Genomic DNA, 25,748 nt, shown 5'->3' with positions numbered 1-25,748 from the left:
CTACTCCTCGATATCGTTGAGACGGCGACCCGCCAGGGCCGCCTTGACCGAGGCGTTCATCCGCCGGGCGGCGAAGGCATCGGTCACGTGAGAAAGACGCTTGGTCTGGTCTTCGAGCGCCTGGACGTCGGTGGCGTCCAGCAACTCGGCCAGCCGGCCGATTTCCAGCTCGATCACCTGACGCTCCTCGGCGTCCAGCAGGCGCTCGCCATCGGCGGCCAGCGCGGCGGTGACCGCCTCGATCAGCCGCCGGGCCTCGACCTGCTGCTCGCGTAGCGCGCGGGCCTGCATGTCGTCTCCGGCATGGCGGAAGGAATCCTGCAGCATGTTGGCGATCTCGCCATCGGTCAGGCCATAGGACGGCTTGACCTGGACGCTGGCTTCCACGCCGCTGGACAGCTCGCGGGCGCTGACGCCAAGCAGGCCGTCGGCATCGACCTGGAAGGTGACGCGGATCTTGGCGGCCCCGGCGACCATGGGCGGGAAGCCGCGCAGCTCGAAGCGCGCCAGGGAGCGGGCGTCCTTGACCAGCTCGCGCTCGCCCTGCAGCACATGCACCAGCATGGCGGTCTGGCCGTCGCGATAGGTGGTGAAATCCTGACCTCGCGCCACCGGGATGGTGGTGTTGCGCGGAATGATCTTTTCCATCAGGCCGCCCATGGTCTCGAGTCCCAGGGACAGCGGGATGACGTCCAGCAGCAGCAGTTCTTCGCCGGCGCGGTTGCCGGCCAGGGAATCGGCCTGCAGGGCGGCGCCGATGGCGACCACGCGATCCGGATCGATGTCGGTGAGCGGGGCGCAGTCGAACAGCTCGCCCACGGCCTCACGGACATAGGGCACGCGGGTGGAACCGCCGACCATGACCACGGCGCGGATATCCGCCGGCTCCACGTCCGCATCGCGCAGGGCACGGCGACAGGCCTTGAGGCTGCGCGCGACCAGGGGTGCGATGAGTGCCTGGAAGGTGCTGCGTTCCAGCACGCCCAACCAGTCGCCGTGGCTGACCTCGACGCGCTCGGCGGCCGACAGGGCTTCCTTGGCGGCGCAGGCGCTCTGCAGCAGGCGGCGCTGGGTGCCCGGATCCAGATCGCTGGACAGCCCGGCCTGCTGCACGATCCAGCCGGCGATGGCGTGATCGAAGTCGTCACCGCCCAGTGCGCTGTCGCCACCGGTGGCCATGACTTCGAAGACGCCACGGGTCAGGCGCAGGATGGAGATGTCGAAGGTGCCGCCACCCAGGTCGTAGATGGCGACCACGCCCTCCTCGCCCCGATCCAGGCCATAGGCCACGGCCGCCGCGGTGGGTTCGTTGAGCAGGCGCAGGACATTCAGGCCGGCGAAGCGGGCCGCGTCCTTGGTCGCCTGGCGCTGGGCGTCGTCGAAGTAGGCCGGCACGGTGATGACGGCGCCGACCAGCTCGCCACCCAGGGTAGCTTCGGCGCGCTCGCGCAGCACCCGCAGGATGTCGGCGGAGACCTCTACCGGACTCTTGCGCCCGGCAGCGGTATCGATGAAGGGCATTTCCGATTCACCGGCGACGAAGCGATAGGGCAACTGCTCGCCCAGCTGCTTGACGTCGGCGATGCCACGCCCCATGAGGCGCTTGACGGAAAGAATGGTATTGAAGGGGTCATGGGCGGCAGCGGCCTTGGCGCCCGCCCCCACCTCCACGCCAGCGGCGGCGTAGCGCACGGCGGACGGCAGGATCACCTCGCCCTGCAGATCGGGCAGGGTCTCGGCCACGCCACTGCGGACGGCGGCCACGAGGGAATTTGTGGTGCCCAGATCGATGCCCACCGCCAGCTTGCGCTGGTGCGGCTTGGGCGCCATTCCGGGTTCGGCTATCTGCAATAGAGCCATTGGCTAGTCGGCTTATGGTTGTCGGTGCCGGAGCGACACCTGTGATTAATCGTCCAGACGCTCTTCGAGCTGGCGGATCTCGCTGGCCAGCTTGTCGAGAAACTGCATGCGACGGACCAGGCGCTCGGCAGACTCGCGCTGGGCGGGATCCTGCCAGATCGCGGCGAAGGCCTGCTCGATGTCACGTTGCGCATCCTTGAGGCGCTGGCGGAAGGCGGGAATGCCCGCGCTGTCGCCGGCGTCCTGCAGGTCTTCCAACTCCTCGCGCCACTGCAATTGCTGCATGAGGAAGTCGGTGTCCTGAATGGTCGCCTCGAGCGGCATCTCGTGCCCTTCGAGCTCCAGCAGATAGCGCGCGCGGCGCGACGGAGCGCGCAGCACGTGATAAGCCTCGTTGAGCTCGGCCGACCGCTCCAGCGCCTGGCGCCGTTCGCGCTCCGGCGCATCGGCGAAGCGATCCGGATGGACCGTGCGGGCCAGATCGCGATAGCGCGAGGCCAGACCCGCCTGATCGATCTCGAAGGCGGGCCTGATCTCGAACAGGGCGAAGTGACAGGGCTTACCCATGGCGGGCCTCAGATGTTGAAGCTTTCGCCGCAGCCACACTCGCCACGCACGTTGGGATTGTTGAACTTGAAGCCCTCGTTGAGGCCTTCACGCACGAAATCCAGCTCGGTGCCGTCCAGGTAGACCAGGCTCTTGGGGTCGATGATGACCTTGACGCCATGGCTTTCGAACACCTGGTCCTCGGCCGCGAATTCATCGACGAACTCGAGTACGTAGGCCAGTCCCGAGCAGCCCGTGGTACGAACGCCCAGGCGGATGCCCTCACCCTTGCCGCGTCCGTCGAGGGAACGCTGCACGTGGCGGGCGGCGGACTCGGTCATGCTGATCGCCATGGTTCCTCCTCAGAGCAGGCCTTTCTTCTGCTTGTAGTCGCTGACCGCCGCCTTGATGGCGTCTTCGGCGAGTACCGAGCAGTGGATCTTCACCGGCGGCAGGGCCAGTTCTTCGGCGATCATGCTGTTCTTGATCGACGCCGCTTCCTCGATGCTCTTGCCCTTCATCCACTCGGTGGCCAGGGAGCTGGAGGCGATGGCGGAGCCGCAGCCGTAGGTCTTGAACTTGGCATCTTCGATGATGCCCTGCTCGTTGACCTTGATCTGCAGGCGCATCACGTCGCCGCACGCGGGAGCGCCGACCATGCCGGTGCCGACATCCGGATCAGCCGCGTCGAACTTGCCGACGTTGCGCGGATTTTCGTAGTGGTCGATGACCTTTTCACTGTATGCCATGGTTCAATCCTCACTCATCAGGGGGTGGGTCAGTGGGCTTGCCACTCGACCTGACTCAGGTCTACGCCTTCTTTGAACATGTCCCACAGCGGAGACAATTCACGCAACTTGTTGACGGCTTCGGTGACCTTGCTCGCGGCATAGTCGACGTCTTCTTCGGTGGTGAAGCGACCGAAGGTGAAGCGGATGGAGCTGTGCGCCAGCTCGTCGTTGCGGCCCAGGGCGCGCAGGACGTAGGACGGCTCCAGGGAGGCCGAGGTACAGGCCGAACCGGACGAGACCGCCAGGTCCTTGAGCGCCATGATCAGCGACTCGCCTTCGACGTAGTTGAAGCTCAGGTTCAGGTTGTGCGGCACACGGTGGATCAGGCTGCCGTTCAGGTAGACCTCTTCCAGGCCTTCGAACTGCCGGTAGAAGCGATCGCTCAGGGCCTTGATGCGGGCATTTTCCTGGACCATCTCTTCCTTGGCGATGCGGAAGGCTTCGCCCATGCCGACGATCTGGTGGGTCGCCAGGGTACCCGAACGCATGCCACGCTCATGACCGCCACCATGGGTCTGGGCCTCGATACGCACGCGCGGCTTGCGGCGGACGTAAAGAGCGCCGATGCCCTTGGGACCGTAGGTCTTGTGCGCCGAGAAGGACATCATGTCGACCTTGAGCTTTTCCAGATCGATCTCGACCTTGCCGGTGGACTGGGCGGCATCGACGTGGAAGAGCACGCCACGGGAGCGGGTCAGCTCGCCGATGGCGGCGATGTCGTTGACGGTACCGATCTCGTTGTTGACGTGCATGATGGACACCAGGGTGGTGTCGTCACGCAGGGCCGCCGCGACCATCTCGGGGGTGATCAGGCCATCTTCGCCCGGCTCGAGGTAGGTGACCTCGAAGCCTTCGCGCTCGAGCTGGCGGGTGGTGTCCAGCACCGCCTTGTGCTCGATCTTGGAGGTGATCAGGTGCTTGCCCTTGTTCTGGTAGAAGTGCGCGGCGCCCTTGATGGCCAGGTTGTCGGACTCGGTGGCACCGGAAGTCCAGACGATCTCGCGCGGGTCGGCATTGACCAGTTCGGCCACCTGACGACGGGCGTTTTCCACGGCTTCCTCGGCCTTCCAGCCGAACAGGTGGGAGCGCGATGCGGGGTTGCCAAAGTTGCCGTCCACCAGCAGGCACTCGCTCATCTTCTGAGCGACGCGCGGATCGACGGGCGTGGTGGCGGAATAGTCTAGGTAGATCGGCAATTTCATCGGTTACTCCTAATCAGACGGGCGTCTCTGCTCAGTCGATGGTGGACGCTTCGATTTTTTCGACCGTTAAAGGCGATTGCTTGCTGGCACAGACCTTGGTGTCCTGACGCTTGGCAACCTGCTGGATCTCGTTGCGGGCGACCAGGTCGGCCAGGGTGATGCCACTGAGGAAGGTGTGGATCTGATCGCTCAGGTCGCACCAGAGGTGGTGGGTCAGGCAGGTATCACCCTGGTGACACCCCCCGCTGCCCTGGCAGCGGGTGGCATCCACGGATTCGTTGACGGCATCGATCACCTGGGCGACATGGATACCGCCCATGTCGCGCGCCAGCTGATAGCCGCCGCCGGGACCGCGTACGCTGTTGACCAGCGAGCCGCGGCGCAGCCGGGCAAACAGCTGCTCCAGATAGGACAGCGAAATACCCTGCCGCTCGGAAATGTCGGCCAGCGACACCGGGCCCCGCTGGGCATGCAGCGCCAGGTCGAGCATGGCGGTTACGGCATAGCGGCCTTTGGTGGTCAGTCTCATGACGAACTCGAGCGGGTTGCATCGGATGACCCCGATTATCGGATTCCCGACAAAAAAGGTCAACTTTAAAACCGACCAAATCACTCAGGCATTATCTATCGGGGGGATAGTCCGCGGATGAGATTCGCCCCGGGCGGCCTTCTGGGTTTCGGTGAGGATGCCGCGCAGGATGTTCATCTCCAGCTTGCTGATGCCGGCCCGGCCATAGAGGCGGCGGAGGCGACTCATCAGGTGACGCGGCTTGGCCGGATCGAGGAAGCCGATCTCCACCAGGGTCTGCTCCAGGTGCTCGTAATAGAGCTCCAGCTCCTCCACCGTCACCGGCTGGGTGTTGAGCATGGCGGTGGCCTCGACCTTGTTCATCTTGGTCGGCTGGTTCTGCGCCGCGAGCCAGGCCATGCGCACCTCGTACACCAGCACCTGGACCGCTGCGGCGAGGTTGAGCGAGCCGAAGGCCGGGTCCGAGGGGATGTGCACATGGTAGTGGCAGCGCTGCAGCTCCTCGTTGGTGAGGCCGGCGTATTCGCGACCGAAAACCAGGGCCACCTCGCCGCCCTGCTCCACCTGGGCCAGGGAGGTGGTGGCGCATTCGCGCGGATCCAGCAGCGGCCAGGGGATGCGGCGATCGCGGGCGCTGGTGCCCAGCACCAGACTGCAGCCGGCCAGGGCCTCTTCCAGGGTGTCGACGACGATGGCGGCGTCGAGCACGTCGTTGGCCCCGGAGGCGCGGGCATTGGCCTCGCCGCTGGGAAAGTCCTCGGGATCGACCAGATAGAGGCGCGACAGGCCCATGTTCTTCATTGCCCGGGCGGCACCGCCGATGTTGCCGGGATGGCTGGTATTGACCAGAACGACGCGGATGTTGTTCAGCACGTGGCTATCCTCGAGCGGACGCGGGAAATCGGCGCCGTATACTACGCCCACACGCGCCCGCTTGCCACGAATACCCCTTCCAGTGCCGCGAAGTCTGCTATCATTGCCGGCTTTCCTTATACAACCCAGGTGATTTATCCATGCAGCCCATGCTGAACATCGCACTGCGCGCGGCCCGCAGCGCCGGTGAACTGATTTTCCGTTCGATTGAGCGCCTGGACGTGATCGCCGTCGACGAAAAAGGCGCCAACGACTTCGTCTCCGAAGTCGACCGGGCCGCCGAGCAGACCATCCTCGCCACCCTGCGCAAGGCCTACCCCACCCATGGTTTCTACGGTGAGGAATCCGGCTACCTGGCGGGCGAAGGCAAAGGCGCCGACTACGTCTGGATCGTCGACCCGCTGGACGGCACCACCAACTTCCTCCGTGGCGTCCCGCACTTCTCGGTGAGCATCGCCTGCAAGTACAAGGGCCGCCTGGAGCACGCCGTGGTCCTGGATCCGGTGCGTCAGGAAGAATTCACCGCCAGCCGTGGCCGCGGTGCCGCCCTGAACGGTCGCCGCATCCGCGTCACCAACCGGCGCAGCCTGGAAGGTGCCCTGCTGGGTACCGGCTTCCCCTTCCGTGCCAATGACATCGATCACCTGGACAACTACCTGGGCATGTTCCGCAGCCTGATCGGTCAGACCGCCGGCATCCGCCGCGCCGGCTCCGCCGCCCTGGACCTGGCCTATGTCGCCGCCGGTCGTTTCGACGCCTTCTGGGAAATGGGTCTGTCGGAGTGGGACATGGCCGCAGGCGCCCTGCTGGTGCAGGAAGCCGGTGGCCTGATCGGTGACTTCAACGGCGGCCACGACTTCCTCGAGAAGGGCCACATCGTCGCCGGCAACCCCAAGTGCTTCCGCGGCCTGCTGACCCAGATCCAGCCGCACCTGCCGGCCTCGCTCAAGCGCTGAGTTCGCCTGGCTTACGAAAAAGCCCCTGCCGGCAATGCCGACAGGGGCTTTTTCTTGCCTGCCGCAAAGAGACTTCGCGGCAGGCCGGCAGGATCACTTGACCACTTTCAGACTCGGCCGCGCCGGTGCCGGCTTGGGCGCCTCGGGCTTGCTGCCGCCAGTGTCCGGACCCTGGTCATCCGGCGGGCTGGGCTCGCTGTCGAAGACCATGCCCTGGCCGTTCTCCCGGGCGTAGATGGCCAGGATGGCGCCGATCGGGACGTAGAGGTTGTAGGCCACGCCGCCGAAGCGGCCATTGAAGCTCACCGCCTCGTTGTCCATGTGCAGGTCGCGCACGGCACTGGGCGAGGCGTTCAGCACGATCTGGCCGTCGTTGGCATAGCCCGGCGGCACGCGCACCTCGGCGTAGTCGGCATTGACCAGCAGATGGGGCGTGCAGTCGTTGTCCACGATCCACTCGTAGAGCGCGCGGACCAGGTAGGGGCGACTGGAATTCATGGGGTTCTCCTCTAGCGCATCTCACGCTCGGTGACCGAAAGACTGGATCGGAAACTGTCGCGCGCGAACATGCGATCCATGTAGTCCTGCAGCGGCTTGGCGGCCCGGGGCAATTCGACGCCCAGGCGCGGCAGGCGCCACAGGAGGGGGAGCAGGCAACAGTCCACCAGGGAAAAGTCGTCGCTCAGGAAAAAGGGTTTTTCCGCGAAGATCGGCGCCACGCCGGTCAGGCTCTCCCGCAATTCCTTGCGTGCGGTGGCGAGGTCGGCGCCCGGCGCGGCCTGCAGGATGGCGTCCACCAGGCTGCACCAGTCACGGCCGATGCGGTGCATCAGCAGTCGCGACTGGCCACGGGTGACCGGATAGGCCGGCAGCAGCGGCGGATGCGGATAGCGTTCCTCGAGGTACTCCATGAGCACCTCGGTGCCATAGAGCACCAGGTCGCGATCCATCAGCGTCGGCACGGTGCCATAGGGATTGTGCTCGGCCAGCTGCCGCGGACACTCGCCCCGGCGCACGGCGATCAGCTCGCACTCGACGTTCTTTTCCGCCAGGATCAGACGGATCCGATGGCTGTAGTGATCCTCGGGATCATGGAAACAGGTCAGGCGGGTTATGGCGCCCATGGGTCCCTCCCCCGTTGGGGGCGAAGCTGCAAAGGAGGGATTATCTCGCACCTTGCCGCCCGCCACCTAGTCTCATCGCTCACTGTCGGGCAATCGCCGCCAGAATTCGCGCTTGAGCCAGAAGGCCAGGACGGCGAACAGCAGCAGATAGCCCAGCACCCAGGGCGCGAGGCGCCAGGCCAGGCTGCGCTCGGGCGCGGCGGAATAACCGAGGTAGGCGACCAGATCGTCGACGGTGCGCGCGAACTGCTCGGGCGTCTGGGCGCCGCTGCCGGGTTCCAGGCGCAGCACGCAACGCCCCGCGCTGCAGTCGCGCACCTGGCGGCCGCGCAGGGTGGCCAGGACATCGGGCATGCGCGTGCCGGGTGCCCTGAGGTTGTCGACCCCGAGCGGCCGCCCGGGCGCCACATAGAATTCCTGCAGGAAGGCGCGTAGCCAGGCCTCGCCGCGCACCGCGGCGATCAGGGTGAGATCCGGCGGCACGCTGCCAAAGGCACGCCGGGCGTCCTCGGGCTTGAGCAGGCCGAGCATGGGCGCGCTGGGGGTGCGTCCGGGCGCCCAGCTGGCGAGGTCGAGGTGAAGATCGGCGGCGACCCGGTCGAAGCGCTGGTACTCCTGGCCATGGCAGGCCAGGCAATAGCGGCCGAAGCTGATGGCACCGGCCCGGGGATCGCCTTCGGTGCCCATGGCCAGACCACTGCACAGCAGCAGGACCAGCAGCAGAACGCGACTCATGACCGGGACTCCGCTGGCGTACGCGGACGACCCAGCCTGCTGTACCAGGGCATGCCCAGCAGGCCGATGAAATAGACACCCGCCGCCAGACGCGCCAGCAGCAGGCGCCCATCGGTCAGGGCGACCACGCCCAGCACGCCCAGGGCGACAAAGGCCAGGCAGGCCAGGTACAGCCCCAGTCGCGCCGGCCAGGCCTTGCGGCGGACCGAGCGGACCGGACTGCGATCCAGCCAGGGCAAGACGAACAGCAGGGCGATGGCCAGGGCCGCCAGGCCGAGACCGCCGGCCTTGCTCGGCACCGCGCGCAGCAGCGCATAGAAGGGGGCCAGGTACCAGGGCGGCGCGATATGTGCGGGAGTCACCAGCGGATCGGCCGGCTGCTGGTTGGCCGGTTCCAGCACCAGTCCGCCCAGGTCCGGCGCCAGCAGCACCACGGCGAGAAAGACCAGCAGGAAGACCGCCAGGCCGCAGAGGTCCTTGAGCGTCAGATAGGGATGGAAAGGCACCCCGGCGGCACCGCTTACCTCGCGCTCGTTACCCTCGGGATTGTTCGAGCCGGTCTGGCGCAGGGCGACGACGTGCAGGCTCACCAGTGCAAGGATCAGCAGTGGCAGCCCGACCACATGCAGGGCCTGGAAGCGGCGCAGGCTGGCATCGGACAGCACTATCCCGCCGCGCAGCAGGTCGGCCAGGGTCGGGCCGATCAGGGGCACGCCCTCGACGGCACTGAGGGACACCTGGGCGCCCCAGTAGGAAAGTTGTCCCCAGGGCAGCAGATAGCCGAAGAAGGCCTGGGCCAGCAGGAGCAGATAGAGCAGCACGCCAAAGCTCCAGACCAGCTCCCGTGGCGCGCGATAGGAGCCATAGAGCAGGCCGCGCAGCATGTGCAGATAGAGGCAGACGAACAGCGCCGAGGCGCCCACCGCATGCAGATAGCGGATCAGCCAGCCGAAGGGCACCTCGCGCATGAACAGCTGGACCGAGGCGAAGGCACCCTTCACGGTGGGTTCATAGCCGAACAGTAGCCAGAGTCCGGTCAGCACCTGCAGCGCCAGGATGAAGAGCAATAGCGAGCCGAACAGATAGAAGACGTTGAGGTTGCGCGGCACCCGGTAGTCGCTGAGGTGCCGGCGCCAGAAGGCGCCGATCGGCAGCCGTCGCTCCAGCCAGCCGGGCTCCCTGTCCCTCATGCCACGCCCTCCCCGTCGCTGCCGATCACCAGCAGGCTCTCGCCTTTGAAGTGATAGGGAGGCACGGCCAGATTCAGGGGTGCCGGCTGGTCGCGATAGACCCGCCCAGCGAGATCGAAATGGGAGCCATGGCAGGGACAGAGATAGCCTTGGTTCGTCGTTGCGGTGTCCAGGGAGGGAATACAGCCCAGGTGGGTGCAGATAGCGGTGACCACGAAGATGTCCGGCCGCCGCGATCTCAGCCGTGGATCGACATAGGGTGGCTGGCTGGATTCCCGGGAATCCGGGTCGGCGAGGCCGGCCTGGTCGGCCAACAGCCGGGCCTGGTCCGCCGCGCTGCGGCGCAGCACGCAGACTGGCTGGCCGCGCCACTGCACCGTGAGTTGCTCGCCTTCGCGCAGGGTTTTGAGATCCACCTCGACCGGCGCCGCCGCCACCTCCGCCGAACGACTGGGCCGCAGGGCGCAGACGAAGGGCACGCTACCCGCCACCAGTCCCAGGCCGCCGACGGCGGAGGTGGTGGCGATCAGCAGGCGGCGGCGTTGGGTATCGGGGGCATCGTCGGTCACGTCAGGCTTCCCGGCTCCATCTCCAGCGTCACGCCGAAGCGCTCGCGCACCGAAGCGCGGATGCGCTCGGCCAGGGCCAGGACGTCGCGACTGCGAGCGCCGCCGAAGTTGACCAGCACCAGCGCCTGGGCGGCATGCACCCCCACGGCGCCATCGCGATGACCGCGCCAGCCGGCCTGGTCGATGAGCCAGCCGGCGGCCAGCTTGACGCTGCCATCGGCCTGCGGATAGGTCGGCAGACCTGGATAGCGGCCCTGCAGCGCGGCGGCTTCGGCAGCGGTCACCACCGGATTCTTGAAGAAGCTGCCGGCATTGCCCAGCACCGCCGGGTCGGGCAGTTTGCTCTGGCGGATGCTGCAGATGGCCGCGCTGACGGCCTCGGGGGTCGGCTGCGTGACGCCCGCCTCGGTCAGGGCCTGGCGCACCGGGCCGTAGTCCAGCACCAGCTGCGGCTTACGACTGAGGTGGAAGCGCACCCGCAGCACGATCCAGCGACCAGTCTCGGCCTTGAAGCGACTCTCGCGGTAGGCGAAGGCGCAATCGGCCGGGTTGAGGTCATGGAGTTCGCCGCTGTGGCGGTCGAGCGCCGTGACGCCCGCACATCTGTCCTTCAGTTCGACGCCATAGGCGCCGATGTTCTGGATCGGCGAGGCGCCCACGGTGCCCGGGATCAGGCTGAGATTTTCCAGGCCGTACCAGCCATTGGCCAGGGTGGCCATGACGAAGGGGTGCCAGGGCTCGCCGGCTTCGGCTTCCACCAGCAGGGCATCGCCCTCCTCCGCCAGCAGACGGATGCCGCGCGAGGTCAGTCGCACTACCAGGCCCTCGACCCGCTCGGGCAGGACCAGATTGCTGCCACCGCCCAGCACCCGCAGGGGCACGCCCAACTGCCGGGCCAGCGCCAGGGCCTCGCGGACCTCGACGTCACTGGCGGCTTCCAGATAGCGGTCGGCTTCTGCCACCAGGCCGAAGGTATTGAGCCCCTGCAGCGGGACCTGCTGTTGCAGCTCAGCGACCATGACGGGTAGCCACCTCGGCGACCAGGCCATCGCAGGCACTTTCCAGCAGGTCGAGGACCCGCTCGAAGCCGGCTGCGCCGCCGTAATAGGGATCGGGCACCTCGTCCACCGCCAGGCCCTGGCGCGCCAGGAAGAGTTCGGGCACCGCGCCCGCACCCGGACGCAGCTGCTCCAGCCAGGCGAGGTTGTCCTGGTCCATGGCCAGGATCAGGTCGAAGCGCTGGAAATCGTCCTCAGCGACCTGGCGCGCGCGCAGGTCGGCGATGTCATAGCCGCGACCGGCCGCGGCCTGGATGGCCCGGGAATCCGGTGCCTTGCCGACATGCCAGTCGCCGGTGCCGGCCGAGTCCAGCTCCACAGCCTCGGCAAGGCCGGCGGCGTCCAGCTTGGCCCTGAGGATGCCTTCGGCGGTGGGCGAGCGGCAGATGTTGCCCATGCAGACGAACAGGATGCGCAGGGTCATCTAGGCTCCCAGCAGGCGACGGACGCGCTCGAGGTCTTCCAGGGTATCCACGCCGGCCTGGGGCGCTTCCAGGGCATCGGCGACATGGATGCGCACGCCGTGCCAGAGGGCGCGCAATTGCTCCAGGGCTTCGGTCTCTTCCAGGGCGCAGGGACCCCAGCTGACGAAATCGGCGAGGAAGCCGGCGCGGTAGGCGTAGATGCCGATGTGGCGACGATAGGGAAAGCCCTGGGGCAGCTGCGCGCGATCGCTGGCGAAGGCGTTGCGCGCCCAAGGCAGCGGTGCCCGGCTGAAGGTCAGTGCCAGGCCGTTCACGTCGGTGCTCACCTTGACGACATTGGGATTGAACAGGCTGTCGACGTCACTGATCGGCTCGGCCAGGGTGGCCACGCCGGCTTCGGGATGGGCAGCGAGATTGCCCGCCACCTGGTCGATCACCGCCGGCGGGATCAGCGGCTCGTCGCCCTGGACGTTGACCACCAGGGCCTCGCTGGCCAGGCCGAGCAATTCGGCCACCTCGGCCAGGCGATCGGTGCCCGAGGCATGGTCGGCGCGGGTCAGCAGGACCCGGGCGCCAAAGCCTTCGCAGGCACGCAGGATGTCGTCGTGGTCGGTCGCCACCACCACCTGCTCGGCGCCGCTGCGGCGGGCCTGCTCCCAGACGTAATGGATCATCGGCTTGCCGGCGATGTCGAGCAGCGGCTTGTTGGGCAGCCGGGTGCTGGCCAGTCGCGCCGGAATGACGACGGTGAAGGCGGCGCTCATTTATCCAGACGCTCGTCCGTGGTGATGATGCGCGCCTCGCTTTCCAGCATCACCGGGATGCCGTCGCGAATCGGGAACGCCAGGCCGGCGGCCTTGCTGATGAGCTCGGTCTTGTCGTCGCTCAAGATTAGCGGGCTCTTGGTCAGGGGGCAGGCGAGGATGTCCAGCAGCTTGAGATCCATGGGCAGAGGTTCCGTCAGTGAGAGTGTTCGGGCAGGAGTCGGTCGAGACGCCCGTCCAGCCAGGCGACGAAGGCGGCCGAGGGCTGGGCGTCCACCGCCAGGTACCACCAGTCGGCGGCGGCGAAGGACCGGCACTTGACCGCGTCCTTCTCGGTCATCACCAGCGGCAGCGCGGGGGTGAAGGTCAGGTCCGCGGCGCTGTAGGTGGCGTGATCGGCGAAGGCATGGGGCAACGGCTGCCAGTGTAGTCCTTCGAGGGTGGCGAAGAAACGCCCGGGGTTGCCGATGCCGGCCAGGGCGTGCAGGCGCTGCCCCGGCGGAAAGAAATCCAGCGGTCGCGTCTCGCCGCTGCGCAGATTGACCAGGGCACTGGGCTGCAGGGTCAGGCCGAAGCCGTCGGCCGGATCGACCGCGGCGCCGTTGTGGATCACGGCGTCCACCTCGGCCAGGCGCTCCAGGGGTTCGCGCAGGGGGCCGGCCGGCAGGCAGCGACCGTTGCCGAAGCCGCGCGCCGCATCGACCATCACCAGCTCCAGGTCGCGGGCCAGGCGATAGTGCTGCAGGCCGTCGTCGCTGAGGATGACGTCGAGCGATTCTTCGGCGAGCAGGCGTTCGACGGCGCGACCGCGGTCGGGATCCGTCACCAGCGCCACCCCGGTGCGCTGCACGATCAGCAGCGGCTCGTCGCCGGCGACGGCGGCGGTGTCGCTGGCCCGGACCCGCCAGGGCAGACTCGGCGGCGTGGCGCCATAGCCGCGGCTGACCACCCCGACCTTGAGCCCACGGGCGCGCAGGTGGCCGATCAGCCAGAGGATCATGGGCGTCTTGCCGGTACCGCCCACGGTGAGATTGCCCACCACGATGACCGGCACCGGCGCGCGATGGATGCTGCCCTGCCCCGCCAGGAAACGCTGGCGCTTGCGCCGGGCGACCCGGCGATAGAGGGCTTCGAGCGGCGCCAGCAGGCCCAGGGCCGGATGCCCCTGGTACCAGGCGCGGACCAGGCGCTCGCCCAGGCTCACGGCCGTTTCGCCTGGGCCTCGAGGGTGGTGATGCGCAACTGGCTGAAACCCAGCTTGCCGGCGGCGTCCATGGCCATGACCACCGCCTGGTGGGTGGCGCGGCCATCGGCGGTGATCACCAGCGGCAGGCTGTTGTCGCCGCCGGATTCCCGCTGCAGCGCGGTGGTCAGGCCGGTCAGGTCGTTGCGCGCCAGGGTCTGGCCGTTGAGCGCCATCTGGCCTTCGGCGGTGATGCTGATTTCCAGGATTTTGCCCTGATTGGCGGCCGCGGCGGCGCTATCGGCCTCGGGCAGTTCGATCTTCAGCTGGCTGGGCTTGCTGAAGGTGGCGGTCACCACGAAGAACAGCAGCAGGACGAAGATGACGTCGATGAAGGACGCCAGGTTGATATAGACCTCTTCGCGAGCGGCGCCCCCGGCGCGGCGACGGAATTTCACGCCGGGGCTCCTTCGCGGACGTCCACCTCGCGATCGCCGTGAAGGATGTCCACCAGCTTGACCGCTTCCTGCTCCATGCCCACCACCAGCTCATCGACCCGGCGCAGCAGGTAGCGATGGAAGAACACCGCGGGAATCGCCACCAGCAGGCCGGTGGCGGTGGTGACCAGGGCCTTGGAGATGCCACCGGCGAGGATGGGCGCATTGGCCATGCCGTCGTTCATGAAGGCGCTGAAGATGTCGATCATGCCGAACACCGTACCCAGCAGACCCATCAGGGGCGCCAGGGCGGCGATGCTGCCGAGGGTGTTGAGGTAGCGCTCGAGATCGTGCACCACGCGGCTGCCGGCTTCCTCGATGGCTTCCTTCATGATGTCGCGGCCATGGCGGGAATTGGCCAGGCCCGCGGCGAGGATGTCGCCCAAGGGCGATCCGGCGCGCAATTCGCGCAGCCGCTCGGCATTGAGCTGCTTGTCCTGGATCCAGCGCCAGACCTGGGCGAGCAGCGTCGGCGGTGCGACCCGGCTGCGCCTGAGGGTCCACAGCCGCTCGGCGATGATGGCCGTGGCCAGGATGGAACTGAGAATGATCGGCAGCATCATCCAGCCGCCCGCTTTGACCATTTCGAACACGAGACCGTTACCCCTGCCGCAAAATGCGGCCACTCTAGCACGAACGCCGGAGAGCCTGTTCAAGGGCTCGCGAGCTAGAGACAAACAAGGCGACAAGACCTGAGGAAGCGGAGTTTACGAATGGTAAATGAGCATTCCGAAGGTCTTTTCAACGCGGTTTGGCCGACGCGCAGCAGCCTTTGAATAGGCTATCAGGGTGTCGGCGGGCTTATCCGCCACCAATGCCGCACCTGGCGTTGCCCGCGTGGTGCCTCCCAGCGACCCAGGGTCCAGCTCAGGGCGCCCCGCTCGGCGGTGTCGTAGGGCAGCACGCCGCGCTCGCGATAGCGCGCCAGTACCTGGGGATGGGGATGGCCATAGCGATTGTTCAGCCCTCGGGAGATGAGCACGCCACGTGGCTGGACGGCGTCGATGAAGGCGGCGCTGGAGCCGCTGCGACTGCCGTGGTGCGGCGCGACCAGCCATTCCGCCGCCACGGGCACACCGCTGGCCAGCAGTTCGGCTTCACGGCGGGCGTCGATGTCGCCGGTCAGCAACAGGCGCTCGCCCCTGGCCACGACGCTGAGCACGCAGGAGGACGCGTTGGAATCCGCAGCGGGATGCCACCAGGTGATGAATGCGACCTCGTTCCAGCGCCACTCGGCCCCATCCGTGCAGTCCCGGGCGTGCAGTTCCGGCGTGAGGCGTCCCGCCTCGCCACTGAGCACCTGTCCTGGCGGCAGTTCCCTGGCCACGGCCGGCGCACCACCGGCGTGGTCGGCATCGGCATGACTGAGCAGCATGACGTCCAGGCTGCCGATGCCGAAGGCCTTCAGGTTGGGCAGGACGACCCGGGCGCCGCTGTCGTAGCTGCCCTGGCGCGGACCGGCATCATAGAGCAGTGCATGGTCACGGGTGCGGACCAGCACTGCCAGGCCCTGCCCCACGTCCAGCACGGTGATCCGTGCCAGGCCCTCCGCGGGTAGCGGTGGCGGGGGAAACAGCCCCGGCAGCATCAGCAGCGCGCCGAAGACTCGCAGCGGCACCCCCGCGGGCAGCAGGGCCAGCAGCGCGCCCAGCCCCGCCAGCCATAGCGCCCAAGTCGGTGCCAATACCGGTTGCCAGGCCGCCCCCAGGTGCGCCACGCCGCCCAGCAGCCAAAGCAGTCCCTGCAGCAGGCCACCCGCCAGCAGCAAGGCCGGAGTTCCCAGCGGCGACCAGAGCAGGGACAGCAGCGTCCCCGCCAGGGCCAGGGGCACGATGGCCAGGTCCATCAGCGGCACGGCCAGGGCATTGGCCAGCGGGCCGCTCAGACTCAGGGGCAGGCCCAGCGCCAGCAGCAGCGGCGCCAGGCCCACGGCCATGCACCACTGGGCGCGTCCGAGGGTGAGCCACCAGGGCAGGCGGCCCAGGCGGCCAGCAAAGCTCCACAGCAGCAACAGAACGGCGCCAAAGGACAGCCAGAATCCAGGCAGCAGACTGACCAGCGGATTGGCGGCCAGCACCAGCACCAGGGCCAGCAGCACGGCATCCGCCAGCCGCACCTGCTGGCGCCCGAGTTGCCAGACCAGGCCCAGGGTGACCATGACGCAGGCCCGCTGCACCGGCACCTCGAAGCCGGCCAGCAGTCCGTAGCCCAGCGCGGTGGCGATGGTCAGCGCCGCCGCGGACAGGCGCCAGGGCAGCCGGCGCGGCCAGCAGCCATGCCGCGCCAGGAGGACCACTCCGGCATAGACGCCCAGGGCGATCAGGCCGATGTGCTGCCCGGAGATGACCATCAGGTGCACGGTGCCGGTGTCCTGGAACAGCTGCCACTGGGCATCGGTGATGCCCGAGCCGTCGCCCACCACCAGGGCGGCGAGCAGCCCGCCCTGCCCGGCCGGATCGCGCCTCTGCAGGTATTGCCGGATGCCGTCGCGCCAGGTCGCCAGGCCACTGGCGGCGGCCAGGCGCTGGCCATCCTTGACGCTGCCGGTGGCGCCTATGCCTTGGGCCAGCAGCCAGGCTTCGCGATCCTGGCCGAGGGGGTTGACCAGACCGGCGGGGCCGCGCAATTCCGCGGCCAGGCGCCAGCGTTCGCCGGCCAGCGGGCGCGGCCCGCCGTGCCAGCTCAGGCGGATCCGCGCCGGCAGCTCAAACGCGCGGCGGCTGGTCGCCCCGGCGAGCACGAAACTCACCGAATCGGCGTCCACCGTGGGCAGCCCGCTGATCTGGCCGTCGATCCACAGCACCCGCTGTTCCAGCGCCGGATCCAGGCGATCGTCCAGCGCCCAGTGGCCATTGAGCAACGCCCAGGCCAGACCCAGCCCGAGGGCACCGAGCGCCAGGAGGCGGGTGAACAGCAGCACCAGGGCCACGGCCGCGAGGGCCGCCAGCAGCGGTAGCGACGGCAGCGTGGCGAAGGCGCGCAGGAGCAGCACGCCCAGGGCAAAGGACAGCAGAGCGGCGCGCATCAGGACTCCATCCATGGAGAGCCGAAAGGGCTTCAGAAGCGCGGATTAGAGCAGTTTGGACACTACAGGACCAGGGGCATGGCGCCACCTGGCCCGGCAGGAATCAGTCGTAGCGCAGGGCTTCGGCCGGTGAGGTGCGCGAGGCGCGCCAGGCGGGATAGAGGGTCGCCAGGAAACTCATGCTCAGGGCGGCCACGGCGATCAGCACCACGTCTTCCAGCTCCAGCCGCGACGGCAGGTTGCTGATGAAGTACATGTCGCCGCCAAACAGCTTGTGGCCGACCAGGCGCTCTAGGGCGGCGATCCAGCTGCTGACGTTGAGCGCCGCGATGACGCCCAGCACGCCGCCGATCAGGGTACCGACCAGGCCGATCACCGTGCCCTGCACCATGAACACCGCCATGATCTGCCCGGGCGTAGCGCCCAGGGTGCGCAGGATGGCGATGTCGGCCTTCTTGTCGGCCACCACCATGATCAGGGTGGCGATGATGTTGAAGGCGGCCACGGCGACGATCAGCAAGAGCAGCAGGCCGATCATGGTCTTTTCCATCTGCATGGCCTGGAACAGGCTGCCCTGGGAGATCGTCCAGTCGCGCGCCTGGTAGCCGTCGCCGAGGGCCTTGGCCACGTCACGGGAAATGCGCGGCGCCTGGAACAGATCGTCCAGCGCCAGGCGGATGCTTTCCACCTGGCCCGGCTGCCAGCCCTTGAGCGGCGCGGCATCGGCGACGTTGATCAGCGCCAGGGAGGCATCCAGTTCGGCGCCGACCTTGAAGGTGCCGACCACGGTGAAGCGCCGCAGCCGCGGGGTGATGCTGCCGGTGGCGCCGACCTCGGGGATGATCACCGTGACCTGGCTGCCCAGCTCCAGCTGGAAGCGCCGCGCGGCGATCTCGCCCAGCACGATGCCGAATTCGCCGGGCTTGAGGGCGTCAAGACTGCCCTGGGTCATGCGCTCGCCGACGATGGACACGCGTTTTTCCTGGGCGGGATCGATGCCGTCCACCAGCAGCGGCTGCATGCGCCCCCGTACCGAGAGCATGCCCTGCAACTGGGTATAGGGCACCGCCGCCAGCACATGGGGCTGCTGCTCGGCCTTGGCCGCCAGCGGGCGCCAGTCGTCCAGCGGCTGGGCCGCGCTGATGAAGGCATGGGGCACCATGCCAAGGATGCGGCCACGCATTTCCTCCTGGAAGCCGTTCATCACCGACAGCACCAGGATCATGGCCAGCACGCCCAGCGCCAGGCCGAACATGGAGACCAGCGAGAAGAAGGAGATGAACGACTTGCGCCGCTTGGCGCGGGTGTATCTCAGGCCGATGAACAGCGAAAGCGGTCTGAACATGGCGACCTCAGACCTGCCGGGCCGGCGTGGCGTCGACCAGATGGCCTTCGTCCAGGCGCAGCATCCGGTCCATCTGGCCGGCCAGCACCTGGTCGTGGGTCACCACCAGGAAGGCGGTGCGCAGCGAGGTGGACAGCTCCAGCATCAGATCCTGGATGCCGTGGGCGGTGTGCTGGTCGAGGTTGCCGGTGGGTTCGTCGAGCAGCACCAGCTTGGGCTGGTTGACCAGCGCCCGGGCGATGGCCACGCGCTGGCGCTCGCCACCGGACAGCTCGGCCGGCTTGTGGCCCAGGCGATGGCCGAGACCGACCCGCTCCAGCAGCTTGGCGGCGCGCTCGCGGGCCTCGCCGATGGAGGCCTTGCCGATCAGCAGAGGCATGCAGACGTTTTCCAGGGCGCTGAATTCGGGCAGCAGGTGGTGGAACTGGTAGACGAAGCCCATGGCGCGATTGCGCAGGAGGCCGCGGGCCTTCTCGTTGAGCGCCGACAGCTCCTCGCCGTCGAGCCAGACACTGCCGCTGCTGGGGGTATCCAGGCCGCCGAGCAGGTTCAGCAGGGTGGTCTTGCCCGACCCCGAACTGCCGACGATGGACACCCGCTCGCCCGGTTGCAGGGTCAGCTGGACGTTGCTCAGCACCTCGACGGTCTGGGGGCCTTCCTCGTAGCGCTTGCCCAGGTCCTGGCAACGCAAAACGGCTCGATCATTCATAACGCAGGGCCTCGGCGGGTTGGGTACGGGCGGCGCTCCAGGAGGGATAGAGCGTGGCCAGGAAGCTCAGGGCAAAGGACGCGCCGCAGACCAGCAGGACGTCGTGCAGCTGCAGCTGCGCCGGCAGGTAGTCGATGAAGTACACCTCGGCGTTGAGGAACTGGTGCCCGGTGACCCGCTGCACCCAGGCCAGGGCGGCGCTGACGTTGAGCGCGGCGAGCACGCCCAGCAGGCAGCCGATGGCGGTGCCGATGACGCCGATGAAGGTCCCCTGGACCATGAACACCGCCATGATCTGCCGGGGCGTGGCGCCCAGGGTGCGCAGGATGGCGATGTCGGATTTCTTGTCGGTCACCACCATCACCAGGGTGGAGACGATGTTGAAGGCGGCCACGGCGACGATCAGCAGCAGGAGCAGGCCGATCATGGTCTTTTCCATGCCGATGGCCTGGTAGAGATTGCCGTGGGTGCGGGTCCAGTCGCGGGCGTACCAGTCGTTGCCCGGCAGCTGGCGAGCGATGTTCCAGGACACGTCCGGCGCCTGGAACAGGTCGTGCAGCTTGAGGCGCACGCCCTGCACCGCGTTCGCCGGCCAGCGCTGCAGCCGCGCGGCGTCCTCGATGTCGATCAGGCCCACCGAGCCGTCCAGCTCGCCGGCGCCGACGCTGAAGATGCCCACCACGGTGAATCTCTTCATGCGCGGAAACATGCCGGCCGGGGTCACGGCCACTTCCGGGGCGATATAGGTGAGCTTGTCGCCGACCTTGACGCCCAGTTTCTCGGCGGCCAGAGAGCCGATGATGATGCCGAATTCGCCCGGCTTGAGGTCGTCGAGCCGGCCCTCGCGCATGAAGCTGGGGATGATCGAGACCTTGGGCTCCTCGGCCGGATCGATGGCGTTGAGCAATACCGTCTGCACCGCCTTGTCGTGGGCCAGCATGCCCTGCAACTGGGTGAAGGGCGCCACCGCGGCCACCTGGCTGTTCTGCAGCGCCAATTCGCGCACGCTGCGCCAGTCGTTGACCGGCTGGTAGGACTCCACCGTCGCATGGGGAATCATGCCGAGGACGCGATCGCGCATCTCGCGGTCGAAGCCGTTCATGACCGACAGCACCACGATCATCACGACCACGCCGAGGGCCAGGCCGATCATGGAGGTGAGCGAGATGAAGGAGACGAAATGGTTGCGGCGCTTGGCGCGGACGTAACGCAGGCCAAGGTAGATCGGCAGGGGTCTGAACATAGGCTCGCTTGCACGGCGGAAAGACGTAGGCGCCCTGCGGGTTGGACGGCGACACCGTGCCGGCTCGCCGGCTACACTCGGGGCCATCACCCACGGAGCGGCCCGACATGACCACCCCAGACGCGCGTGAACGGCGGGAATACTATCGCATCACCGACCGTATCGCACTGCAAATCAGCCCTGCCGACGGGGTCCCCGGCGAGACCGCGCCGCTGTTCGCACTCCTGAGCGAACTGCATCAGCTGGAATTCGAATCCCGTCACCTGCTGCGCAATCTGGACGAGCGCGACCGCGCCGTCACCGCCTGCCTGCGCCTGGTGCACAAGCGCCTGGACCTGCTCGGCCAGGCCTTTACCTGGAATCTCCTGCACGACAGCGGCGCCACCCGCGACGTGGTGCTGTCCGAAGGCGGCCTGGCCTTCGTCGATGCCGAGCCCTATGCCCTGGGCACCCGCCTCGACCTGCGCATGGCACTGCCGCCCCAGGGCCTGGGCCTGCAGGTGCTGGCCGAGGTGACCGGTTGCCAGGCCGTCAAGGGCGGGTACGAGATCGGCACCAGTTTCATCGACCTGGAAGATGCCCAGCGCCAGCTGCTGGCGCGCCACGTCCTGCGCCAGCAGGCCCGGGTGCGCCGCGCCGACCGCGGAGACGAGGCGTGAAACGCCCCTGGCTGGCGCTCCTGCTGCTCGGCGCCGCCCTGCCCGGCTGGGCCGAGACCCTGCAGATCCCGCTGGGCCAGCAGGGCGATGGCAGTACCCCGCTACCCCTGCGCGGCGACAGCCGCAGCCAGGTCCTGGAACGCTTCGGCCTGCCCGATCAGGAGCACCCGCCGGTCGGTCGGCCGCCCATCCGCCGCTGGGACTACAGAGATTTCAGCGTCTATTTCGAAAACGACCGGGTGCTGGACGCGGTACGCGAACCGCGGCGCCCGGTCCCCTCACCCTAGCGCCAAGGAGCCCTCATGACCCTTATTTACGGACACCGCGGCGCCCGCGGCGAAGCCCCAGAAAACACCCTGGCTGGTTTCGAGCTGTGCCTGGAACTGGGCGTCACGCGCTGCGAGCTGGACCTGCACCTCTCCCGGGACGGCGAGCTGGTGGTGATCCACGACCCGACCCTGAAACGCACCACCGGTCGTGGCGGCAAGGTCAGCGAAAAGGCGGTCGCCGATCTAATCGCCCTGGATGCCCGCCAGGGCGGACCGGTGTGGCCGCGCCCCTGCCCCATCCCGACCCTGCGCGAGCTGTTCGAGAAGTGTTCCTTCGAACACTGGCAGCTGGAGGTGAAGAGCGCCTCGCGAGTGCGGGCGGCGCAGACCGTGAGAGCCATCGCCCAGCTGGTCGAGGAATTCGGCCTGCAGGACAAGGTGACCGTCACCAGTTCCTCGCGCGAGGTCCTGCGCGCCCTGCAGCGCGACACCCCACAGCTGGCGCGTGGACTGGTGGCGGAATACGCCTGGCTGGATCCGCTCAAGGTGGCCGCTCACTACGACTGCCACCTGCTGGCGCTGAACTGGACGCTGTGCACCCCGGAACGGCTGCTCAAGGCTCAGCGCCAGGGCCTGCACGTCTCGGTCTGGACGGTGAACGACGCCAGCCTGATGCGCCGCCTGGCCGACTTCGGCGCGGACAGTCTGATCACCGATTTTCCGAGCCTGGCGCGGCGAACGCTGGGGTAGGCTCCTGCCTGCCCCAGCAGTCGCGGCCATGGGGTCCGTCGCTGCGGCCGCCTCTGCGGGACTCTGATGCTTCACTGATCGCGGCCATGGGCCGCTCCTACAGGCTCGATGTAACCGTAGGAGCGGCCCATGACCGCGATAAAGACCGCGCTCCTACCTCTAGGCAAACACCCGTAGGAGCGGCCGCAGCGGTGGACCGCCATGGCCGTGATGCGAGCCGACTCCGTAGCGTGGAAAACGGCGCAGCCTTTTCCACTGGAGACTGCTACGGGGAGCACCCTCACCCCAGCCCTCTCCCGAGGGGAGAGGGGGGCTAGCCGAGCGGACATTCGCCTCCGTCCGCTCAACCTGGGCCGACTCAAAACAACCGATTCAAGCCATCGAAAGCCGCTACCCGGTAGGCCTCGGCCATGGTCGGGTAATTGAAGGTGGTGTTGACGAAATAGCGGATGCTGTTCGCCTCGCCTTCCTGGTTCATGATCGCCTGGCCGATGTGCAGGATCTCCGAGGCCTGGTCGCCGAAGCAGTGCACGCCCAGCACCTGCAGGGTCTCGCGGTGGAAGAGGATCTTCAGCATGCCCACCGGTTCGCCGGAGATCTGCGCCCGCGCCATGCTCTTGAAGAAGGCCTTGCCGACCTCGTAGGGCACCCGCTCCTGGGTCAGCTCGCGCTCGGTCTTGCCCAGCGAACTGATCTCGGGAATGGTGTAAATGCCGGTGGGAATGTCGTTGACCACCCGCCCGTTGTTGTCATGCAGGATATTGTCCGAGGCCGAACGCCCCTGGTCGTAGGCGGCACTGGCCAGGCTTGGCCAGCCGATGACGTCGCCCGCCGCATAGATGTTGGCGACCGAGGTCCGGTAGTTCTCGTCGACGGTGACCTGGCCCCGGCTGTTGACCGAGATGCCCACGTTCTGCAGGCCCAGCTGGTCGGTGTTGCCGGTCCGGCCGTTACACCACAGCAGGGCATCGGCGCGCAGCTTCTTGCCGGACTTCAGGTGCAGGACGACGCCGTTTTCCTGGCCTTCGATGCGCTCGTATTCCTCATTGTGACGAATGAGCACATTGTTGTTCTGCAGGTGATAGCTCAGGGCGTCGGAGATCTCGTCGTCGAGGAAGCTGAGCAGCTGGTCGCGGTTGTCGATCAGGTCCACCAGCACGCCGAGGCCGCTGAAGATGGAGGCGTACTCGCTGCCGATCACCCCGGCGCCATAGATGATCAGCCGGCGCGGGGTATGGGTCAGCGACAGGATGGTGTCGCTGTCGTAGATGCGCGGATGGCTGAAGTCTACGTCCACCGGGCGATAGGGTCGCGAGCCGGTGGCGATGACGACCTGCTTGGCCACCAGGCGCTCCAGATCGCCACGCAGGTTGACGATCTCGATGGTGTTCTCGTCGGCGAAGCTGGCGGTGCCAAAGAACAGGTCGACGCGATTGCGCGCGTAGTAGCTGGTGCGGGACGACACCTGGCGGGCGATCACCCGCTCGGCGCTGCGCAGCACGTCGGGAAAGGAGAACCAGCGTGGCTCGCCGATGGAGCGGAACATCTCGTTGGTGTTGAACTGGATGATCTGCTTGACCGAATGACGCAGCGCCTTGGAGGGAATGGTGCCCAGGTGGGTGCAGTTGCCGCCGACCACCTGGCGATTGTCCACCACCGCCACGCGACGGCCATTCTTTGCGGCGTTCATCGCCGCGCCCTCGCCTGCCGGTCCCGAACCCAGTACCACCACGTCGTAGCTATAGACCGCCATGCTTTCTCCTCAGAAGGTTAGCCGTCCGCAGGCGACGGCTGGAGCCGGACCGCCTCGCGAGAGGTCGGATCCGGCGCGAGATCGCCCCAGGGGGCTGCGACCTCTTGTCACGGGTCGCTATTGTGGCGCAAAACCCGGTCAAAACGAAAACGGGAGCCACGCGGGCTCCCGTTTTTTCTTGCAAGTCAGCCTTGCCTAGGACGCAAGACTCAGGCCGGGAAGGCCGGCGGATTGACGCCCGCCATCTCTTCCAGCACCCGCACGACCTGGCAGCTGTAGCCGAACTCGTTGTCGTACCAGACGTAGAGGACGACACGGTTGTCGCTGACGATGGTGGCACCGGCATCGACCACACCCGCATGGCGGGAGCCGACGAAGTCGCTGGACACCACTTCCGGCGAGTTCACGAAGTCGATCTGCTTGTGCAGCGGCGAGTGCAGCGCCATCTCGCGCAGGTACTCGTTGATCTCGTCCTTGCTGGTGGCGTTTTCCAGGTTCAGGTTGAGGATCGCCATGGAGACGTTGGGCGTCGGCACGCGGATGGCGTTGCCGGTCAGCTTGCCAGCCAGTTCCGGCAGTGCCTTGGCCACGGCCTTGGCGGCGCCGGTCTCGGTGATGACCATGTTCAGCGCGGCGCTGCGGCCACGGCGATCGCCCTTGTGGAAGTTGTCGATCAGGTTCTGGTCGTTGGTGTACGAGTGCACGGTCTCGACGTGACCGTTGACGATGCCGTACTTGTCGTTGACCGCCTTCAGGATCGGCACGATGGCGTTGGTGGTGCAGGAGGCCGCGGTGACGATGGTGTCTTCGGCGGTGATGGTGTCATGGTTGATGCCATGCACGATGTTCTTCAGGCTGCCCTTGCCGGGTGCGGTCAGCACCACGCGGGAAACGCCCTTGCACTTGAGGTGCTGGCCCAGGCCTTCGGCATCGCGCCACTTGCCGGTGTTGTCGACCACGATGGCATCCTGGATGCCGTACTGGGTGTAGTCGACGGTGGTGGGATCGTTGGAGTAGATCACCTTGATCAGGGTGCCGTTGGCACACAGGGTGCTATTGGCTTCGTCGACGGTGATGGTGCCGTCGAAGGAACCGTGCACGGAGTCGCGACGCAGCAGGCTGGCACGCTTGACCAGATCGTTGTCGGCGCCCTTGCGCACGACGATGGCGCGCAGGCGCAGGCCGTCGCCGCTACCCTGGTGCTCGATGAGGATGCGCGCCAGCAGGCGGCCGATGCGACCGAAGCCGTAGAGGACGACGTCCTTGCCCTTGCGCTGCTCGACGCCCTGCTTGCCGACCACGGCGGACAGCTCGCTGCGCAGGAAGTCCTTGAGGTCGCGACCGGCGCCTTCGGCCTTGAATTTCAGGCTCAAGCGGGCGAGGTCGATGGAGGCGGCGCCCAGTTCCAGCTCGCTCAGGGCCTTCACCAGCGGGTAGGTGTCCTGCACGGACAGCTCGACGTTGTCGATCTGGCGGGCGAACCGGTGGGCCTTGAGAATGGAGATCACCGAACGGTTGACCAAACCGCGACCGTAAATGGAGGTCACAACATTGTTGTTACGGTACAGCTGACCAATCAGGGGAATCATGGCCTCGGCGAGCGCTTCGCGATCGATCCATTCTTCAAGGCACTGCTCAGGCTTCTGACTCACGACAAATCCTTCCCTATGTAGGAGCTGAAAAAAGGAACTAC

At 67.2% G+C, this 25,748-nt stretch carries 29 protein-coding genes; 4 read left to right on the top strand and 25 right to left on the bottom strand.

Translation table 11 applies throughout. The features are described from left to right. From hscA to trmJ, 7 genes are all read right to left on the bottom strand, one after another. Positions 1-1,860: a Fe-S protein assembly chaperone HscA gene (hscA, locus tag ACZ5R1_RS05980; protein WP_464712874.1), complete on the bottom strand. Its 1,860-nt coding sequence runs from the start codon at positions 1,858-1,860 to the stop codon at positions 1-3. A gap of 45 nt (positions 1,861-1,905) precedes the next feature. Next, the gene (hscB, locus tag ACZ5R1_RS05975; protein WP_027598344.1) at positions 1,906-2,427 is read right to left on the bottom strand and encodes a co-chaperone HscB; all 522 of its coding nucleotides are present in this window, start codon (positions 2,425-2,427) and stop codon (positions 1,906-1,908) included. Positions 2,428-2,435: 8 nt separating this feature from the next. Continuing rightward, positions 2,436-2,759, bottom strand: coding sequence for an iron-sulfur cluster assembly protein IscA (gene iscA / locus ACZ5R1_RS05970; RefSeq protein WP_007162420.1), 324 nt, complete (start codon positions 2,757-2,759; stop codon positions 2,436-2,438). Positions 2,760-2,768: 9 nt separating this feature from the next. Beyond that, the gene (gene iscU, locus ACZ5R1_RS05965; RefSeq protein ID WP_007162419.1) at positions 2,769-3,155 is read right to left on the bottom strand and encodes a Fe-S cluster assembly scaffold IscU; all 387 of its coding nucleotides are present in this window, start codon (positions 3,153-3,155) and stop codon (positions 2,769-2,771) included. A gap of 29 nt (positions 3,156-3,184) precedes the next feature. Next, entirely contained in the window at positions 3,185-4,399 is a 1,215-nt protein-coding gene (locus ACZ5R1_RS05960) for an IscS subfamily cysteine desulfurase (RefSeq protein ID WP_144948228.1), read from the bottom strand. A 31-nt stretch (positions 4,400-4,430) separates the two neighbouring features. Then, positions 4,431-4,928, bottom strand: coding sequence for a Fe-S cluster assembly transcriptional regulator IscR (iscR, locus tag ACZ5R1_RS05955; RefSeq protein WP_464712873.1), 498 nt, complete (start codon positions 4,926-4,928; stop codon positions 4,431-4,433). Between the two features lie 84 nt (positions 4,929-5,012). Next, on the bottom strand, positions 5,013-5,801 hold the full coding sequence (gene trmJ, locus ACZ5R1_RS05950) for a tRNA (cytosine(32)/uridine(32)-2'-O)-methyltransferase TrmJ (RefSeq protein ID WP_042138184.1): 789 nt from the start codon (positions 5,799-5,801) through the stop codon (positions 5,013-5,015). A 140-nt stretch (positions 5,802-5,941) separates the two neighbouring features. Between trmJ and suhB the strand changes: the two genes are divergently transcribed. Further along, positions 5,942-6,757: a type III secretion system regulator SuhB gene (suhB, locus tag ACZ5R1_RS05945; RefSeq protein WP_464712872.1), complete on the top strand. Its 816-nt coding sequence runs from the start codon at positions 5,942-5,944 to the stop codon at positions 6,755-6,757. Between the two features lie 93 nt (positions 6,758-6,850). Here suhB and ACZ5R1_RS05940 read toward each other — a convergent pair whose 3' ends face one another. From ACZ5R1_RS05940 to ACZ5R1_RS05865, 16 genes are all read right to left on the bottom strand, one after another. After that, positions 6,851-7,255, bottom strand: a complete 405-nt coding sequence (locus ACZ5R1_RS05940; protein ID WP_007162414.1) for a ClpXP protease specificity-enhancing factor — start codon at positions 7,253-7,255, stop codon at positions 6,851-6,853. An 11-nt stretch (positions 7,256-7,266) separates the two neighbouring features. After that, entirely contained in the window at positions 7,267-7,881 is a 615-nt protein-coding gene (locus tag ACZ5R1_RS05935; RefSeq protein WP_027598348.1) for a glutathione S-transferase N-terminal domain-containing protein, read from the bottom strand. Positions 7,882-7,953: 72 nt separating this feature from the next. Beyond that, on the bottom strand, positions 7,954-8,616 hold the full coding sequence (locus ACZ5R1_RS05930) for a cytochrome c1 (RefSeq protein WP_464712871.1): 663 nt from the start codon (positions 8,614-8,616) through the stop codon (positions 7,954-7,956). Then, positions 8,613-9,806 (bottom strand): cytochrome b, encoded by a 1,194-nt coding sequence (locus ACZ5R1_RS05925; RefSeq protein WP_464712870.1) that lies wholly within the window; start codon positions 9,804-9,806, stop codon positions 8,613-8,615. Before ACZ5R1_RS05925 ends, ACZ5R1_RS05930 begins: the two co-directional genes overlap by 4 nt. Then, entirely contained in the window at positions 9,803-10,375 is a 573-nt protein-coding gene (gene petA / locus ACZ5R1_RS05920; RefSeq protein WP_267401397.1) for a ubiquinol-cytochrome c reductase iron-sulfur subunit, read from the bottom strand. The genes ACZ5R1_RS05925 and petA overlap by 4 nt, the downstream gene beginning before the upstream one ends. Then, on the bottom strand, positions 10,372-11,394 hold the full coding sequence (murB, locus tag ACZ5R1_RS05915) for a UDP-N-acetylmuramate dehydrogenase (protein ID WP_314587191.1): 1,023 nt from the start codon (positions 11,392-11,394) through the stop codon (positions 10,372-10,374). Before murB ends, petA begins: the two co-directional genes overlap by 4 nt. Next, positions 11,384-11,857, bottom strand: a complete 474-nt coding sequence (locus tag ACZ5R1_RS05910) for a low molecular weight protein-tyrosine-phosphatase (protein ID WP_464712869.1) — start codon at positions 11,855-11,857, stop codon at positions 11,384-11,386. Before ACZ5R1_RS05910 ends, murB begins: the two co-directional genes overlap by 11 nt. Continuing rightward, a complete protein-coding gene (gene kdsB, locus ACZ5R1_RS05905) occupies positions 11,858-12,622 on the bottom strand; it encodes a 3-deoxy-manno-octulosonate cytidylyltransferase (RefSeq protein ID WP_464712868.1) in 765 nt (254 codons plus the stop codon). Next, on the bottom strand, positions 12,619-12,804 hold the full coding sequence (locus ACZ5R1_RS05900) for a Trm112 family protein (RefSeq protein WP_007162406.1): 186 nt from the start codon (positions 12,802-12,804) through the stop codon (positions 12,619-12,621). The genes kdsB and ACZ5R1_RS05900 overlap by 4 nt, the downstream gene beginning before the upstream one ends. A 14-nt stretch (positions 12,805-12,818) precedes the next feature. Beyond that, positions 12,819-13,826, bottom strand: a complete 1,008-nt coding sequence (lpxK, locus tag ACZ5R1_RS05895) for a tetraacyldisaccharide 4'-kinase (protein WP_042138166.1) — start codon at positions 13,824-13,826, stop codon at positions 12,819-12,821. Next, positions 13,823-14,263 carry an ExbD/TolR family protein gene (locus tag ACZ5R1_RS05890; RefSeq protein ID WP_007162404.1) on the bottom strand — a complete coding sequence of 147 codons (441 nt, stop codon included), beginning with the start codon at positions 14,261-14,263 and terminating at the stop codon, positions 13,823-13,825. The genes lpxK and ACZ5R1_RS05890 overlap by 4 nt, the downstream gene beginning before the upstream one ends. After that, on the bottom strand, positions 14,260-14,895 hold the full coding sequence (locus ACZ5R1_RS05885) for a MotA/TolQ/ExbB proton channel family protein (RefSeq protein ID WP_007162403.1): 636 nt from the start codon (positions 14,893-14,895) through the stop codon (positions 14,260-14,262). Before ACZ5R1_RS05885 ends, ACZ5R1_RS05890 begins: the two co-directional genes overlap by 4 nt. Before the next feature lie 191 nt (positions 14,896-15,086). Next, on the bottom strand, positions 15,087-17,327 hold the full coding sequence (locus ACZ5R1_RS05880) for a DNA internalization-related competence protein ComEC/Rec2 (protein ID WP_464712867.1): 2,241 nt from the start codon (positions 17,325-17,327) through the stop codon (positions 15,087-15,089). Positions 17,328-17,430: 103 nt separating this feature from the next. Next, positions 17,431-18,672 carry a lipoprotein-releasing ABC transporter permease subunit gene (locus ACZ5R1_RS05875; RefSeq protein ID WP_027598358.1) on the bottom strand — a complete coding sequence of 414 codons (1,242 nt, stop codon included), beginning with the start codon at positions 18,670-18,672 and terminating at the stop codon, positions 17,431-17,433. Between the two features lie 7 nt (positions 18,673-18,679). Beyond that, positions 18,680-19,381: a lipoprotein-releasing ABC transporter ATP-binding protein LolD gene (gene lolD / locus ACZ5R1_RS05870; protein ID WP_026083696.1), complete on the bottom strand. Its 702-nt coding sequence runs from the start codon at positions 19,379-19,381 to the stop codon at positions 18,680-18,682. Continuing rightward, positions 19,374-20,624 (bottom strand): lipoprotein-releasing ABC transporter permease subunit, encoded by a 1,251-nt coding sequence (locus ACZ5R1_RS05865; RefSeq protein WP_027598359.1) that lies wholly within the window; start codon positions 20,622-20,624, stop codon positions 19,374-19,376. The genes lolD and ACZ5R1_RS05865 overlap by 8 nt, the downstream gene beginning before the upstream one ends. Before the next feature lie 107 nt (positions 20,625-20,731). On the opposite strand from ACZ5R1_RS05865, the gene ACZ5R1_RS05860 reads away from it, so the two are divergent. From ACZ5R1_RS05860 to ACZ5R1_RS05850, 3 genes are read left to right on the top strand one after another with little or no spacing between them, the layout of a single operon-like run. Then, positions 20,732-21,283: a PilZ domain-containing protein gene (locus ACZ5R1_RS05860; protein WP_027598360.1), complete on the top strand. Its 552-nt coding sequence runs from the start codon at positions 20,732-20,734 to the stop codon at positions 21,281-21,283. Continuing rightward, complete coding sequence (locus ACZ5R1_RS05855; protein WP_027598361.1) at positions 21,280-21,570, top strand: phosphodiesterase; 291 nt, start codon at positions 21,280-21,282, stop codon at positions 21,568-21,570. The genes ACZ5R1_RS05860 and ACZ5R1_RS05855 overlap by 4 nt, the downstream gene beginning before the upstream one ends. A 15-nt stretch (positions 21,571-21,585) precedes the next feature. After that, on the top strand, positions 21,586-22,302 hold the full coding sequence (locus ACZ5R1_RS05850) for a glycerophosphodiester phosphodiesterase (RefSeq protein WP_074584748.1): 717 nt from the start codon (positions 21,586-21,588) through the stop codon (positions 22,300-22,302). A 358-nt stretch (positions 22,303-22,660) separates the two neighbouring features. Here the strand turns inward: ACZ5R1_RS05850 and sthA are convergent, their stop codons facing one another. Together sthA and ACZ5R1_RS05840 are read right to left on the bottom strand one after the other, a co-directional pair. After that, complete coding sequence (sthA, locus tag ACZ5R1_RS05845; RefSeq protein ID WP_027598363.1) at positions 22,661-24,055, bottom strand: Si-specific NAD(P)(+) transhydrogenase; 1,395 nt, start codon at positions 24,053-24,055, stop codon at positions 22,661-22,663. A 209-nt stretch (positions 24,056-24,264) separates the two neighbouring features. After that, the gene (locus ACZ5R1_RS05840; RefSeq protein WP_007162394.1) at positions 24,265-25,707 is read right to left on the bottom strand and encodes a glyceraldehyde-3-phosphate dehydrogenase; all 1,443 of its coding nucleotides are present in this window, start codon (positions 25,705-25,707) and stop codon (positions 24,265-24,267) included. Positions 25,708-25,748 lie beyond the last annotated feature (41 nt).

This window comes from Pseudomonas sp. Pso3, from assembly GCF_055393275.1.
Note: the sequence above shows the minus strand (reverse complement) of the source record. Positions and strands in the feature narration are given on the sequence as shown.